At 74.5% G+C, this 14456-nt stretch carries 18 protein-coding genes; 4 read left to right on the top strand and 14 right to left on the bottom strand.

What is annotated here, in order from left to right; all coding sequences use genetic code 11:
- Positions 1–194: 194 nt before the first annotated feature.
- Both ACLFMI_RS19750 and ACLFMI_RS19745 read left to right on the top strand, forming a co-directional pair.
- Positions 195–548, top strand: coding sequence for a hypothetical protein (locus ACLFMI_RS19750; RefSeq protein WP_410949381.1), 354 nt, complete (start codon positions 195–197; stop codon positions 546–548).
- 327 nt (positions 549–875) lie between these two features.
- Positions 876–1259: a hypothetical protein gene (locus ACLFMI_RS19745; protein ID WP_410949380.1), complete on the top strand. Its 384-nt coding sequence runs from the start codon at positions 876–878 to the stop codon at positions 1257–1259.
- A gap of 127 nt (positions 1260–1386) precedes the next feature.
- Here the strand turns inward: ACLFMI_RS19745 and ACLFMI_RS19740 are convergent, their stop codons facing one another.
- From ACLFMI_RS19740 to ACLFMI_RS19730, 3 genes are read right to left on the bottom strand one after another with little or no spacing between them, the layout of a single operon-like run.
- A complete protein-coding gene (locus tag ACLFMI_RS19740) occupies positions 1387–2109 on the bottom strand; it encodes an alpha/beta hydrolase family protein (protein ID WP_410949379.1) in 723 nt (240 codons plus the stop codon).
- Positions 2110–2146: 37 nt separating this feature from the next.
- Positions 2147–4741, bottom strand: a complete 2595-nt coding sequence (locus tag ACLFMI_RS19735) for a cation-translocating P-type ATPase (protein WP_410949378.1) — start codon at positions 4739–4741, stop codon at positions 2147–2149.
- Complete coding sequence (locus tag ACLFMI_RS19730; protein ID WP_410949377.1) at positions 4738–5331, bottom strand: Chromate resistance protein ChrB; 594 nt, start codon at positions 5329–5331, stop codon at positions 4738–4740. Before ACLFMI_RS19730 ends, ACLFMI_RS19735 begins: the two co-directional genes overlap by 4 nt.
- Positions 5332–5421: 90 nt before the next feature.
- On the opposite strand from ACLFMI_RS19730, the gene ACLFMI_RS19725 reads away from it, so the two are divergent.
- Positions 5422–6393, top strand: coding sequence for an aldo/keto reductase (locus tag ACLFMI_RS19725; RefSeq protein ID WP_410949376.1), 972 nt, complete (start codon positions 5422–5424; stop codon positions 6391–6393).
- A gap of 195 nt (positions 6394–6588) precedes the next feature.
- Positions 6589–7425 carry a hypothetical protein gene (locus ACLFMI_RS19720; protein WP_410949375.1) on the top strand — a complete coding sequence of 279 codons (837 nt, stop codon included), beginning with the start codon at positions 6589–6591 and terminating at the stop codon, positions 7423–7425.
- Between the two features lie 28 nt (positions 7426–7453).
- On the opposite strand, the gene ACLFMI_RS19715 is transcribed toward ACLFMI_RS19720, so the two are convergent.
- From ACLFMI_RS19715 to ACLFMI_RS19665, 11 genes are all read right to left on the bottom strand, one after another.
- Complete coding sequence (locus tag ACLFMI_RS19715; protein WP_410949374.1) at positions 7454–8056, bottom strand: alkaline shock response membrane anchor protein AmaP; 603 nt, start codon at positions 8054–8056, stop codon at positions 7454–7456.
- Positions 8056–8640, bottom strand: a complete 585-nt coding sequence (locus ACLFMI_RS19710) for a DUF6286 domain-containing protein (RefSeq protein ID WP_410949373.1) — start codon at positions 8638–8640, stop codon at positions 8056–8058. The genes ACLFMI_RS19715 and ACLFMI_RS19710 overlap by 1 nt, the downstream gene beginning before the upstream one ends.
- Positions 8637–9089, bottom strand: coding sequence for an Asp23/Gls24 family envelope stress response protein (locus ACLFMI_RS19705; protein ID WP_410949372.1), 453 nt, complete (start codon positions 9087–9089; stop codon positions 8637–8639). Before ACLFMI_RS19705 ends, ACLFMI_RS19710 begins: the two co-directional genes overlap by 4 nt.
- Before the next feature lie 4 nt (positions 9090–9093).
- Entirely contained in the window at positions 9094–9306 is a 213-nt protein-coding gene (locus ACLFMI_RS19700) for a hypothetical protein (protein ID WP_410949371.1), read from the bottom strand.
- A 5-nt stretch (positions 9307–9311) separates the two neighbouring features.
- A complete protein-coding gene (locus ACLFMI_RS19695; RefSeq protein WP_410949370.1) occupies positions 9312–9644 on the bottom strand; it encodes an Asp23/Gls24 family envelope stress response protein in 333 nt (110 codons plus the stop codon).
- Complete coding sequence (locus ACLFMI_RS19690; RefSeq protein WP_410949369.1) at positions 9641–10111, bottom strand: Asp23/Gls24 family envelope stress response protein; 471 nt, start codon at positions 10109–10111, stop codon at positions 9641–9643. Before ACLFMI_RS19690 ends, ACLFMI_RS19695 begins: the two co-directional genes overlap by 4 nt.
- 182 nt (positions 10112–10293) lie before the next feature.
- Positions 10294–10767: a hypothetical protein gene (locus tag ACLFMI_RS19685; protein ID WP_410949368.1), complete on the bottom strand. Its 474-nt coding sequence runs from the start codon at positions 10765–10767 to the stop codon at positions 10294–10296.
- Positions 10768–10879: 112 nt separating this feature from the next.
- Positions 10880–11698: a class I SAM-dependent DNA methyltransferase gene (locus ACLFMI_RS19680; RefSeq protein WP_410949367.1), complete on the bottom strand. Its 819-nt coding sequence runs from the start codon at positions 11696–11698 to the stop codon at positions 10880–10882.
- 139 nt (positions 11699–11837) lie between these two features.
- On the bottom strand, positions 11838–12398 hold the full coding sequence (locus ACLFMI_RS19675; RefSeq protein WP_410949366.1) for a L,D-transpeptidase: 561 nt from the start codon (positions 12396–12398) through the stop codon (positions 11838–11840).
- A gap of 390 nt (positions 12399–12788) precedes the next feature.
- Positions 12789–13112 (bottom strand): putative quinol monooxygenase, encoded by a 324-nt coding sequence (locus tag ACLFMI_RS19670; RefSeq protein ID WP_410949365.1) that lies wholly within the window; start codon positions 13110–13112, stop codon positions 12789–12791.
- Between the two features lie 112 nt (positions 13113–13224).
- Positions 13225–14271 (bottom strand): NAD(P)-dependent alcohol dehydrogenase, encoded by a 1047-nt coding sequence (locus ACLFMI_RS19665; protein ID WP_410949364.1) that lies wholly within the window; start codon positions 14269–14271, stop codon positions 13225–13227.
- Between the last annotated feature and the right edge of the window lie 185 nt (positions 14272–14456).

The following is a 14456-nucleotide window of genomic DNA, read 5'->3' as shown; positions in this document are numbered from 1 at the left end:
GGTACACCGGCCCGGGAGGCGTCGGGACGAACCCACGGTATTCGCATTACACGATGGACGTCCGGAAATTGAACTACCTGACGGCGGCCGGATACTCTCTCGCTCAGTCGGCACGGGCTCCCCCATTTTTCCGTCGTGTCGACAGGTACGAGCGCCGGCGTCGCCGTGGGCTCGCGACTCATCAGGAGAGAACTGTGCAGAAGAAGAAGGCCGGCCTCGTCGCTGCCATTTCCGCGACCGCCCTGCTGGGCCTGAGCCCGCTCGCCTTCGCCGGCGACGACCACGGCAACATCGACAAGGGCGCCGAGGGCGTCGTCGCGGGCGCGAACGGCAACAACGCCCAGGTGCCGGTCCAGGCGTGCAACAACAACGTGCCGGTGAACGTGCTGGGCGTGCAGGTCCCGGTCGAGGACGCGGCCGCGGGCAACGGCGTGACCGGCGGCGCCGGCATCGCGGGCGAGGGCAAGGCCAAGAGCGGCGACTCGGTCTCCGACCAGTCGGACAACTGCGGCCAGGACGCCGGCGCGGGCGACACCGCCTCCCGGTGATCCGAGTCTGATCCGCGAACGTGCCCCGGAGTCATCGGCTTCGGGGCACGTTCGTGTCGTGGGACACCCACGGACGGCTTCCGCGCGTCACCGGGAGTGACTCGCAGTGCGTGCGTCGGCCGGTCGCGGCGAATCGGGAATCATCCGATCAGACGCGTAACCGAACGTAAAGTGATGTTGTCCCCCGATCGGGTGTCGCAATTTTGTCCACCAATGACCAGCGGCTAGATTGTCGGTAGTCGGTGCGGGCTCCCCCTCTCGTCAGCGTGCCGACAGAATCGAGCCGGCCGCCTGCGCGGGCTCGCGACTCACCTCAGGAGAAGAACTGTGCTGAAGAAGGCTGGAATCGTCGTCGCGGCCTCCGCCGCCTCCCTGCTCGCGATGAGCCCGCTCGCGTTCGCCGGCGGCGACGAGGGCAACATCGACAAGGGTTCCGAGGGCGGGCTGGTCTCCGGCCTGAACGGCAACAACGTCAACGTGCCGATCCAGGTCTGCAACAACAACATCCCGGTGAACGTGCTCGGCGCGCAGGTGCCGGTCGAGGACGCGAACCTGCTGAGCGGCCTGACCGGTGCGCTGGGCGTCGGCGGCGAGGCCTCCTCCAAGAGCGGCGACTCGGTCTCCGACCAGTCGGACTCCTGCGGCCAGAGCAGCGGCTCGGGCGACAGCACCGGCTCGGACGACAGCCAGTCCTCGAAGGGCACCAAGTGAGCTGATGCGGTGATCCCGCGCGGCCCCGTTCCGCGCGATCGCCCGACGGGCCCCGCCGACCACGCACGGTCGGCGGGGCCCGTTCGCGTGTGCCGGGCCGGTCAGGGGGGACCGGGCGTTGCCGTACTCACCCGGTCCCGCCGACGCGGCGGATCTCCGCGGGGACCGTCGCCCACGCCTCCGCCCACGGGTCGACGACCGCGAAGTGGTCGGCCCGCGGCACGCCCACCAGCCGCGGTCCGGGACGTTGCCGCAGGTAGGACGCCGAGACCTGCAGCGGAACCCGGTCGTCCCGGTCCCCGTGCACGATCGTCACCGGTCCCGTGGGAGCCGGCAGCAGTGCCGGGTCCAGCCCGGGGTGCTCCGACGCCGGGCCGCCCAGGTACGCCCGGGTCGCCCCGTCGCCGAGCTCGAGCCGGTCGGCCAGCCCCAGGTCGGCGACCGGGGCGAGGGCGACGGTCGCCCGCGCGCTGTCCGGGGCGCGCACCGCGGCGAGCAGCACCAGGTGCCCGCCCGCCGAGTGCCCGACGGTGACGACGCCCTCCGGGCCGGCCTCGGCGCCGGCCGCGCGCAGCCCGGCGAGCACGTCGGACGCCGAGGCCTCCGGGTCACCGGGGGTCCTGCGGTACTCCAGCGAGGCCACCGGCCAGCCGAGCACGTGCAGGGCCGTGGCCATCGGCCGCAGGTGCGTGCGATCGATCGCCGGGCGCCAGAACCCGCCGTGCACCAGCGCGACCAGTGGCCGCCCTGGGGCACCGCCGGGCCACAGTTCCAGCACCTGGTCGGGGGCGTCGCCGTAGCCGATCGTGCGCTCCGGCCCCGGGGCCGGGCGGTCGAGAACCGAGGTCACCGGAACGGTCTAGCACGACCGCCGCAGGCGGGTCCGGTCACGGGGCGCTGCTCGTGTCGGCGGCCACGCGACCCCGGAAGATCTTGACCAGCTCGATCCAGGACACCGCGACGACCGGCACCAGCACCGCGACCGCCCACTGCGCGCCGCTCAGCGGCACCAGCCGCAGCGCGTCCCGCAGGGCCGGCACCGCCATGATCACCAGAATCGACGCCACCGTGAGCAGCGTCCAGCCCGGCAGGAACCGGTTGGACAGCAGTCCGATCCGCAGCAGCGGGGTGCGCTCCGAGCGCATCACCCAGGCCAGGGCCAGGTGCCCGGAGATCCAGCCGAGGAACGCCAGGGTCTGCGCGGTGGCGGTAGCCTGTCCGGTGAACGAGGCGACCAGGTAGATCCCCCCGACGGCGGCGAGCAGTGACGCCCCGCCGGCTGCCAGCTCGACGAGCAGCGGACGGTCCAGGAACCGCCGTCGCGGGTCCCGGGGCGCGCGGTCCATCGTGTCCCGCTCGGCGGGTTCGGCGGCGAAGGTCGCGCTTCCGGCGACGTCCATGAACATCTCCAGCACCACGATCTGGATCGGCACGAACGCGATCGGCAGGCCGGCCGCGACACTCGCCGCGGTCGTCGCGATCAGACCTGCCTTGCAGGCCAGGTAGTACTTCACGCCCTTGCGCAGGTTGTCGTACAGCGCGCGGCCCTCCCGCAGCGCGCGGGTGATGGTGGCGAAATCGTCGTCGGCCAGGACGAGGTCCGCGGCGTCCCGCGCGACGTCGGTGCCCGAGGCCCCCATCGCGACGCCGACGTCGGCCCGGGCCAGTGCCGGTGCGTCGTTCACCCCGTCGCCGGTCACCGCGACGACCTCGCCTGCCGACTGCAACGTCTCGACCAGGCGCAGCTTGTGCTCCGGGGTGACCCGGGCGAACAGCGAGGTCCGCGCCAGGGCGGCGGCCAGCTCGTCGTCGTCCATCCGGTCGAGCTCACGCCCGGTCAGCAGGCCGATGTCCCGAGGGGCACCCTCGTCTCCGTCCGGGCCTCGGGGCGGGCCGCCGTCGCCGATCCCGGTCTCGGTGGCGACCGCCCGGGCGCACGCCGGGTGGTCGCCGGTCACCATCAGTACCCGGATCCCGGCCCGCCGCGCGGCGGCGACGGCGTCGGCCGCACCCGGGCGGGGCGGGTCGGCGAGCCCGACCAGCCCGGCGAAGGACAGGTCGCGCTCGGCGTCGGCGGCGGTGGCCGGGACGGTGTTCGCGTGCCGGGTGCCGACCGTGATCACCCGCAGTCCGCGCCCGGCCAGCACCTCGGCGCGCGCCAGCAGTGCCGCCCGCTTGCGGCTGGTGAGCGCGCACCGGGGGAGCACCCCCTCCGGGGACCCGGTGGTGATCACCAGGCGGTCCGGCAGCACGACCGACATCGCCCCGCGCTCGGGTGTGAAGGCGAACCGCCGCACCGGGTCGGTGGCCGGGTCGAGCCCGCGCTCGCGGGCCGCGGCCAGGAACGCGACGTCGGTCGGGTCGCCGGACCAGCCGCCGTCCGGCTCGGGGGTGGCATCGGTGCACGCCGCACCGAGCGCGAGCAGCCGGTCCGCACCGGTCGTCGTGGCCGGCTCCAGGTGCGCGACGGTCATCCGGTTCTCGGTCAGCGTGCCGGTCTTGTCGGTCGCGATCACCGTGACGGTGCCGAGCGCCTCGGCCGCACGCAGCCGGCGGACCAGCCCGCGGCGCCGGGACAGCCGGTAGGCGCCGAGCCCGAGGACCAGGCTGATGATGATCGGCAGTTCCTCGGGGACCGTCGCGAACGCCAGGGTCAGCCCGGTCAGCACCATCTCCCGCCACGGCTGCCCGGTCAGCGCCCCGACCAGCGGCACGAGCACGCTGAACCCGATCGCGAGCGTCGCGAGGGCCGTGGACAGGTCGCGCATCGCCTGCTGCAGCGGGGTGCGCGGCGGCTTCCCGGCGACGACCAGCCCGGTGATCCGGCCCAGCTCGGTCGCCGTCCCGGTGGCGACGACGACCCCGCGCGCCCGGCCGGCGACCACGGTCGTCCCGGCGAAGGCGAGGTTCGTGCGGTCGCCGAGACCGGCGTCCGCGTCCAGCACCCGGGCCGCGTCCTTGGCGACGGCGACCGACTCGCCGGTCAGCGTGGACTCGTCGACCCGCAGTCCCCAGGTCTCGGCCAGCCGGAGGTCGGCCGGGACCCGGGCGCCCGCCCGGAGCGGGACGACGTCACCGGGCACGAGCTCCTCGGCCGGGATCGACACGGTTCGCCCGGCGCGGCGCACCGGCGTGGTCGGCGCGGTCAGCCGGCCCAGCGCGGCGACCACCGACTTGGCCCGGAACTCGGCGGACACCTCGACCAGCAGCACCGCCGAGATGATCACGACGATGGCGATCGTGTCCTCGAGCCGTCCCCAGACGCCGTAGAGCACCGCGACGGCCGCCAGGAGCAGCATCATCGGCTCGGTGACCTCGTCGGCGAGGACCTGGCGGAAGGTCACCCGGCGCGGTGACACCCACCGGTTCGGGCCGTGCTCGACCAGCCGGGCCGCGGCGGCCTCGTCGTCCAGGCCGTGCCGGAGATCGGTCCCCAGACCGCCCGCGACCGTACCGGCCCCGGCGGTGTGGGCGGTGGTCATCCCTCGCGGGGCGGGACGTCCGGTGCGACGCCCTCGGCCCGGTAGACGGCCGCGGTGAAGCGGTCCAGTGCGCGCCGGCAGCGTTCCAGCAGCGCGCCGGCGTCCTTGATCCGCTCGTCCGGGAAGAAGTCCCGGGCCGAGATGCGGGCCAGCCACCCGCCGAGCCGGTCCAGCCCCTGCTCGTTCTCCTCCAGCTCGGCGAAGCTGAAGTTGTCCTGTGCGGACTCCTTCTCCAGCTCGGCGAGCAGGGCGTGGCCGCGCTCGGCGAACTCGGCGAACTCCTTGGCCCGCTCGGCGCGGAACCGGGCGATGATCTCGGCGTCGCCGGAGTCGTCCGGGGCCGAGGCGTGCAACGCGTGGGCGGTGCCGCCGTGCTCGCGGACGTAGGAGGCCAGGCCGTCGACGAACTCGCGGTGGTCATCGGTGCCCGGTAGTACCCAGGCGCCGTTCTGCAGGCCGACCGCCCCGGCCGCCCGGGCGCGGCGCCACAGCGTCACCCGGGGGCTGGACGGCGAGGCCGGGAGCTGGGCCAGCAGCAGCACCCATCCCTCGCGCTCGGGGGGTCCGTCCACCGCATCGGCTCCGGGCATGCCTGCAGACGCTACGGAGTCCGGAGGTGGCACTGCAACACGTGTTTCTCCCGATGGCGCGCTCGCGGGCCGCGGGCGGGGACCGGCACGATGACGTCCGTGCCCGATCCCGCCTCCCGCCTCGGCCTCGGCCTGGCCGCGATCGCCCGTCCCGCCTACATCACCTCCGGGCGCGCGAGCGACCTCGGCGACGACCGCGCCGTCGAGACCCTGCGCGCCCGCACCCGCGACCTGCTCGACGCCGCGTACGCGGCCGGCGTCCGCTACCTCGACGTCGCCCGGTCCTACGGCCGCGGCGAGGAGTTCCTGGCCGGCTGGCTGGCCGACCATCCGGAGATCGCCGACGTCGAGGTCGGATCCAAGTGGGGCTACCGCTACGTCGGTGGCTGGCGGACCGACGCCGACACGCACGAGGTCAAGGACCACTCGCTGGACGCCTTCACCGAGCAGTACGCGCTGACCCGTGAGCTGCTCGGCGAGCGGCTCGGGATCTACCACGTGCACTCCGCGACCCTGGACACCGGCGTGCTCGACGACGCCCGGGTGCACCGCGCGCTGGCCCACCTGCGCGACGCCGGGATCCGGGTCGGCATCTCCACCTCCGGCCCGGCGCAGGCCGACGCGATCCGGCGCGCGCTGGAGGTCCGGATCGACGGCGAGCCGCTGTTCACCTCGTTCCAGTCCACCTGGAACCCGCTCGAGCCCTCCGCAGGCCCGGCGCTGGCCGAGGCCGCCGGCGCCGGCGCCCGGGTGCTGCTCAAGGAGGTGTTCGCGAACGGCCGGCTGGCCCCCGGCGGGCAGGACGGCACCGCCGGGGCGGAGACCGCCGCGGCGCTCGCCACGCGTATCGGGGTGCCGGTCGACCGGCTCGCCGTCGCCGCCGCGCTGGCCAACCCGTGGGCCTGGCGGGTGCTGCTCGGACCGGTCGACACCGGCCAGCTGGCGAGCAACACGGCCGCTGCGGACCTCGACCTGCCCTCCGGTGTGGACGGTGAGCTGGCCGCGCTGCGCGAGCCTGCCGAGCAGTACTGGGCGACCCGCTCGGCCCGCCCCTGGGCCTGACCGGGCGGCTGCCGGCGCCACCTGAGCCGATCCGGGCGACCGCCGGGCGTTTCCAGGCGGGCGTCCACTCGTTTACCCCTACGCCACCTGGTAGTCGTCCTGTCGACGCCCGTGCCCGACTCGCGCTGCCCGAACGGCGCGTCGTCGGCGGAGCGGCGGCACCACGGCCGCCCGGACGCGTACGAGGAGGGGGACATGACCGCACAGCACCACCTGGCGCGGAGCGCCGACGAGGACCCGGCGACCGAGCAGATCCCGCGGGTGAGGGACGCCGCGCCACCGGTCCCGCGGCACGCGGCCCCGAGCGAGCCGTCCCCCGCTCTCACCTCCACCGCCCCGGCCGAGGGTCCGCCGCACCTGGCGCTGCTGCGCGGCTCCCGCGTCGTGACGGTCGCCGGGACGGTCGTCGCGCTGCTCGCGCTGGCCCACTTCGGTGCCGCCGTGTACGGCATCGGCAAGCCCGAGTTCGAGATCCCCGCGGCGATCCGGCTCGGCAACGAGCTGAACGTCTCGACCTGGTTCAGCTCGGCGATGCACCTGGTCAACGCCGGGGCGCTCGCGCTGATCGCGGCGAACTCGGTGCGCCGGGAGCGCTGGAAGTGGGTCCTGCTCAGCCTGTGCTGCGCGGTCGTCGCCATGGACGAGACGGCCGCGAACCACGAGCAGGTCGGCTGGATCATCCACACCACGTTCGGCACCAGCGGCTTCCTGACCTACGCCTGGATCATCCCGGCGGTGCTGCTGGTCGCGGTCGTCGCCGCGCTCTGCGCGCCGATGATCCTGCGCCGCCCGGGTGGCTGGCTCGTCGCCGCCGGCGCGGCGCTGTTCCTGCTTGGTTCGGTCGGCCTGGAATCGGCGGGCGGCGCGGTCTTCGAGCAGACCGGGGACGTGCAGGCGTTCGGCTACAACGTGCTCGCCGGGGCGGAGGAGACGCTGGAGATGGCCGGCCTGGTCGTCGCCATGGCCGGCCTGCTGCGGATGGCCGGTGGCTGCGGGCTGCGGCTGTCCGGCACGTTCGTCGACCGTTCCTGACCCCCGCTCCGGACGCGACGGCCGGCGTTCAGCCGACCCGGGACCGGTTCGCGTCGTCGGTGGCCAGGCGCAGCACCAGGTCGGTGCGATCACCGTCGATCCCCAGCGCCTCCCGCATCCGGGGCAGCGCGTGCTCGCTGATCCGGGTGCGCAGCGCGGCCAGATCGGCGCCAGCGTCTGCGGTGACCTCCAGGTGTACCTGCGGACGGGTGCGGTCGCCGACCAGCACGGCGGCGGCCCGCCGGACGCCGTCGTAGCCGTCGATGTCGGCGGCCAGCGCGTCCGCGGCGTGGTCGGCGTGCATCCGGGTGGCGCCGGTGTCCCGGCCGTCCACCTCGGACGAGGGCAGCGTCCAGGTCCGGGTGCGCGGGCGGCGCCGGACCTGGGCCAGCAGCCAGCGCAGCGCCAGCAGCCCGACGACGACCGCGGCCGCGGTCGCCGCCCACGGCATCCAGCCCGGCGGGTCCGGGGCCGGGGGCAGCAGCGGCGCGGCCGGGTCGAGCGCCTGGAACACCGCGCGCACCGGCGCCAGGCCGAGCGCCAGGCCGGCGGCGCCGGCGACCAGCAGCACCGCCCCGAGGAGCAGCAGCAGCGTCCGGTTCAGCCGGGCGGGGGGATTCGCGCTCGCCATCACGCCTCCTCCGCGGTGCCACCGGGGCCTGCGGCGGCGGTGTCCGGTGCGGTGACCTTGACCGTGAGCCGCGGCGTGCGGGCCGGGCCGATCGCCTCGAGCCGCTCGGCGACGGCGGCACGGACCTGCTCGCGCAGCTCCCGCGGCTCGCCGTGGGACGCCCGCGCGGTGACCGTGGCCCGGCGACCCCGGCTGCGCGCGCCGGCCTTCGCGACGCCGTCGACGCCGGTCGCGGCGTCGGACAGGGCCCGGTCCAGGCTGCGCCGGAGGATCCCGGTGTCGACGGATGCGGTGCCCTTCGGGGCGCCTTCCGGCGTGCCCAGCGGCAGCACCGTCGGGGTGCCCGGCCGGATCGCCACCAGCAGCAGGACCAGGCCGAGGAACACGAGAACGCCGGAGACCGCCAGGAACAGCGGGTCGCGCGGGCTGCTCCCGGCGGCGACGGCACCGAGGTCGGCGAACGAGATCACCGGTGGCCGGCCGAGCAGCAGCTGCACGCAGGCCACCGCGACCAGCACGCACACGGCCAGCAGGACCAGCGCCACCAGGCCCGCGGCCGGCGAGCGGCGGGGCCGGCGGATCATGCGAGCTCCCGGACCCCGGACGGGCCGGGGCGCGGTGTCGTCAGGGCGGACACGGTGATGTCCAGCCGGGCCACCCGCAGCCCGGTCAGCGCCTGCACCTGGCGCACCACGTGCTCGCGGGCCCGGTCACAGGTGTCGGTCACCGGCGAGGGGTAGGCGACCGAGATCCGGGCGTCCAGCCGGACCGCATCGCCACGGACGGCGGCCGCGACCCGGGGCCGGGCCGTGGCGTCGGCACGGCCGAACATCCGGCCGACGGTGCCGGAGGTGCCCCCGACGCCGCCGGTCTCGCCCAGCGCGCCGGTGGCGATCTTCTCGACGACCTGGCCGGCGACGTCGCACCGGCCGCGCTGCTCGGCCGGTGCGAGTCCGCCCGCGTCGATCTGCCGGGTCGGGGTGTCGTCGGGCGGCGGGGGTGCCGGGGGCGAGCCGGGCACGGTGGCGGTCATCCGGTCACCGCCCGCGGTCGGAGCCGCGGCCGGTGAGCCCGGACCGCTCGGAGAGCTCGGCGAGGTCGAGCCCGCCGTCCAGCCAGCGGCCGACGGCCAGTCCGATCGCGCCCAGGACGAGGGCGACGACGAACCCGCCGAAGCCGGCGACGACCCCGGCGATGCCGAGGAGCAGGCCGGCCAGCAGGCCGACGTGGGTGTTGCGGCTGTCAGACATCGCAGTCACGTCCTTGCGGAGGAGGAGGGCTCGGCGTAGTCGCCCACCACCACGTCCACCGGCGCAGCCCCGACGACCGGGTGCAGCGCCGAGCGGACCTGGCGGGCGATCTCGACGACGGACGCCGGGAAACGGCCGATCACGTGCACCTCGACGGCGGTGATCGTGCCGGCGGTGTCGTCGGGGTGCACCCGGATGCCGGCCACCCGGCGTCCGGGCAGGTAGGTGGCGATCTCACCGAACGGGCCGCCGTGCAGCGCGGCCACCCCGGGGCAGCCCAGCACTGCGGCGGCGACCCGGTCGGCGTCGGTGCCGCCCGGGGCGACCGGCGCGCTCACGCCACCCGCGAGGTGGACTCGAGCCTCGCCGGCTCGTCGTCCTTGCCGCCGTCCTCGGACGGCAGGTGGACGTCGTCGACCGAGATGTTGACCTCGACGACCTCGAGCCCGGTCATCCGCTCCAGCGCGGAGATGACGTTGCGACGTGCGGCCTTGGCCAGGTCCGCGATGGATACGCCGTACTCCACGACGACGTTGATGTCGACGGCGGCCTGCTTCTCGCCGACCTCGACCGCGACGCCCTGCGAGGCGTTGGTGGTGCCGCCCGGGATGCGCTCGCGCAGCGCGCCGAACGCGCGGGCCGCGCCGCCGCCGAGGGCGTGGATCCCGTGCACCTCGCGTGCGGCCAGGCCGGCGATCTTCGAGACGACGGCCTCGGCGATCCGGGTGCTGCCGTGCTCGGACTGCAGCGCGGACGGCGTGCCGGTGACCGGGGTTGTCGACTCGGTGCTGGCGGGGGTGCTCATGGCGGAGGCCTCCTGTGTGTCGTCGCTCGATCCCGTCGAGCCGGCCCCGGACCGGGCCCGGCGCCGCTGCGCGGTTGCCAGGTTCTGCCCCATCGGGCCGGCAGACACACGTGGGAGGCGGGGATTCACCCGATTCTCACGCCCTCGTCCGGGTGAACCACATCATCGCCTCGCCGGGGTCGTCACTCCGGCGGGAGGCCGATCGTCCAGCCGGTGACATCCCGCAGCGCGACCTGCCAGCAGGCCGGCTGGACGTAGTTGGGCCCGGCCGCGGCAGTCGGCACGATCAGCGCGTCGGTGAAGTAGACCCAGTGGATGTCCTTGACCGGGATGTCGTTCCCGGCCCGCTCGTCACCGCGACCCTCGGCCATCTCCTCGAACATCGTCGCCATCGCCTGGGCCGAGGTGTTGCCGGGATCGTCGGCGGTCAGGTGGCGCAGCTGCTCGCCGAGCCGGCGCAGCCAGGACGCCGGGTGCACCGCGTTCCCGAACACCAGACCGGCCGGGGTCGCCACGGTCAGCGGGACGCTGTTGCGCTCGTCGCGGTAGGCCACCGACAGCACCGCCTGCAGGTAGCTGGGAGCGCTCAGCTCGGGGACGGTCACCACCCGCTGGGCGTCCGTCATCCCGTCGGGCCCGTCCGCGCTGACCGTCATGGCGGCACGCTATCTGCGGATCAGCAGTGCACGACAGGTCCACGTCGCCCCGACGAGAACGTCCGGACGGCTCAGCGCCGGTACCGCCGCCCGGACGTACCGGGGCTCGGGCTCAGGATCGGCGCAGCACGCTCGGCTCGTCGGCCACCGGGCGTCGCTGTGCGGGGACCTCCGGCACGGCGACGGGCCGGGCGACGACGTCGAACCGGGCCCCGGCGCCGTCCGGGCCGATCCCGTCGAACCGCCGGTGCTCGCGCAACTCCAGGCCACGGTCGCGGGCCGCGGACCGCAGCGCGCGGTGCGACCGGTCGGCGGTGCCGACCTGCCCGAAGTGCCCCCGGTAGTGGTAGGCGAGCAGCACCCCGCCGGGCCGCAGCCGGTCCAGCAGGGCGGCGACGCCGACGCGCAGGGTCACCGGCTCCCAGTAGTAGAGGACGTCGGTGCAGACGATCAGGTCGAACGTGCCATCGGGCAGCTCCCGGGGCAGCGTGCGGCGCACGAAGGTCGCGTCCGGCACGCGCGCCGCCGCGCGCTCGACGGCGGCCGCGCTGATGTCCACGCCGAGCAGCCCGCGGGTGTGGCCGGCCAGCCGCACGCTGAGGTCGCCCTCGCCGCAGCCGACCTCGAGCACGCGCTCGAACCGGCGCCCGGCGAGGGTGTCCATCACGGTCCCGTACTTGCGCTGCTCGTACGGGTTCGCGCCGATGCCGTACGGGTCGGGCCGGCTGTAGAGCCGGTCGTGGCACCGGGCGCCCCAGCCCGGCTGCCAGAGCCAGGTGATGCCGGCCAGCCGCGGGTCCGACTCGGCACGGCCCAGCCGGGCGGCCCGGCGCACCGGCGCGGCCACCGCCCGGACGCCGGTGCTCAGGGCCAGGCGTGCGACCCGGCGGGCCCGGTCCACGGTGGACGTGCGGGCGGGCTGATCGGCCATCGGGGGAGCCTCCGGAGGGGCGGTCGGGCGACGTGCAGTCGTCTCTGTGTCGGCGGATCTCCGACCGTCGTTACCGGCGGTCCGCGCCCGTCACCCGTCCGGGTCCGCGATGCCGGTGACGGTCACCGACCGCGACCGGTCAGGCGGCCCCGCGGGCCGCGTTCTCCTCGGACGCCCGGACGACCTGGACCTGGTCGCCGATCTGCAGGTGGTCGAAGTAGGCCCTGGCGTCGTCGGCGGGGACGTGGATGCACCCGGCTGACGACCGGTCCGGGCTGCCGCTGTGGAAGGCGATGCCGCCGTCCTGGAAGAACACCGACCAGGGCATCGGGGCCGGGCTGCCGTCCGCCAGCCGGGACTCCTCGCTGACGTGCGTGGCGTCCTTGCGGTAGACGCGCAGCGAGTGACCGACCGGGGTCTCCTGGCCGTTGCCGCCGGACGAGATGCCGACCGGCCCGCGGAGCACCTTCCCGTCCTGGATCAGCCAGGACTGCTGGGAGTCCAGGTCGACGCAGGCCCTGGCGGTGATCGAGCAGGGGGTGCCCGGGACGAGCGGCTGCGCGCGCGCCTGGTCGGCCGCCGGGGAGCCGGCCAGCGCGGTGCCGGCCAGGCCGACGCCGGCGAGTGCGGCCAGCGCCGTGCCGAGTGCCGCCGTGCGGCGGAGACGGCGGGGAGCGGGCTGCTGCCGGTCGGTGTCCATCGCACTCCTGTTCGTCCGCGCCTGCCGGTTCGGCCGGCGCCGTGCCGCCCGCCGCGCGGGCGAGCCGTCCTCCTGGGAGGACGTGCCGGAGCGGGTGCAGGTTGCGTCGAGCAACGATCAGTTTCCGGGCCGTGTCACCGCAGCCCCCGGCCGGCTCAGTGTGCCGTTGCCCGGGTGCCCGCCGGACGGCGGTACGCCCTCGTCCCGATCACCCGGAACGACCGTTCGGTGCGCTCCGCCCGACTCGTCCGGACCGGACGCGGCCCGGTGTCGACCGGTGCCGACCGGCGCCGAGCGGGGCCGAGCGGGGCCGACCGGGTGCGCACGACGACGCCGGTGGTCCCGTGGGGCCACCGGCGTCGTTCGTGTTCCCGGGTCCTGCCGCGCCGGTCAGCGCGGAGTGACCTCGCCCATCTCGTTCCAGACGTCCCCGTCGAGGCTCTGGAAGTTGATCAGCGGCTTCTCCGGGACCACCGTGCCCATGAAGTCGAAGAACTTCTGCGCGTGGTCGGTCTTGACGTGCTCGTCGCCCGCGGCGCTGTCGCGGAACACCTCCACGATCACGAACTCGTTCTTCTTCTCGACGTTCTCGTGGTAGTCGAACGAGATGTTGCCCGGCTCCGAGTTCACGCCCTTCTTGTACTCGGAGATGCCGGACAGCCACTCGTCGCGCTTGTCCGGGCGGATCTGCGCCTTGAGGACGATGAGGATCATTGAGGCCTCCGGTTCACGGTCGTCGGGAAGGTCGACCGCAGATCCTTCCACGGACACCGGCCACGTGTGCGTCTCAATCCCGGACACCGAGCCCCTTGATCGGGTGAGGGGTTCAGGAGAAGGACGTCGTGTCGATCACGAAGCGGTACCGGACGTCGCCCTGCACGACCCGCTCCCAGGCGGCGTCGACGTCGTCGCAGGAGATCGTCTCGATGTCGGCGCCGAGGCCGTGCTCGGCGCAGAAGTCGAGCATCTCCTGGGTCTCGCGGATGCCGCCGATCTTCGAGCCGGCCAGGCTCCGGCGGCCCGCGACCAGCGAGAACCCGTGGTACTCGAGCGCACCCTCGGGGACCCCGACGTTCACCATCGAGCCGTCCAGGCCGAGCAGGCTCAGGTAGGCGTCCACCGGGATCTGCGCGGCGACGGTGTTGACGATCAGGTCGAAGTGCCCGGCCAGCTCGTCGAACGTGGACGGGTCGGAGGTGGCGTAGTAGGCGTCCGCGCCGAGGCGCTTGCCGTCCTCCTGCTTCGCCAGGGTCCGGCTCAGCACCGTCACCTCGGCGCCCATCGCCTTGGCGATCTTGACGCCCATGTGGCCGAGACCGCCCATGCCGACGATCGCCACCTTCTTACCGGGGCCGGCGTTCCAGTGGTGGAGCGGGGAGTAGAGCGTGATGCCGGCGCAGAGCAGCGGCGCGGCGACGTCGAGGCCGACGCCGGCCGGGATGCCGAGCACGTAGTTCTCGTCGACCACGATCTGCGTCGAGTAGCCGCCGTAGGTCGGCTCGCCGTCGTAGTGCTGCGAGTTGTAGGTCTGCACCTCGCCGGCGAGGCAGTACTGCTCCTCGCCGGCCAGGCAGTTCACGCACTCGCGGCAGGAGTCGACGAAGCAGCCGACGCCGACCCGGTCGCCGACCGCGTACCGCGACACCTGGTCGCCGACCGCGGAGACGGTCCCGGCGATCTCGTGGCCGGGCACCATCGGGTAGTTGCCCTCGCCCCACTCGTCGCGGGCCTGGTGGATGTCGGAATGGCAGATGCCGGCGTAGGCGATGTCGATGACGACGTCGTGCGGCTTCGGGTCGCGACGCTCGATCGTCCCGCGGCCGAACGGCTTGTTCGGGCCAGCGGTGGTCATGGCGGACACGGTGGTGGGCACGAGTACCTCCTGCGGGCGCCGGTGGCGCCCTGCGCTGCGGGTCGGGATGCAGCCGGGGCGCCGTCGCTCCGGATGTGGCGGCCGGGGGCGGCCGCGTCATCAGATGCATACCCGTGAATCGGTCGTGCGCAATCGTTGTGCGGATGTGCGGTGTCGCACCTCCGGGTCCGCGCCGGAGCCGGTTG

The organism is Pseudonocardia nantongensis (assembly GCF_046546495.1).
GTDB lineage: Bacteria > Actinomycetota > Actinomycetes > Mycobacteriales > Pseudonocardiaceae > Pseudonocardia > Pseudonocardia nantongensis.
The sequence above is the reverse complement of the archived record's forward strand: the minus strand, read 5'-3'. Positions and strand labels throughout refer to the sequence as shown.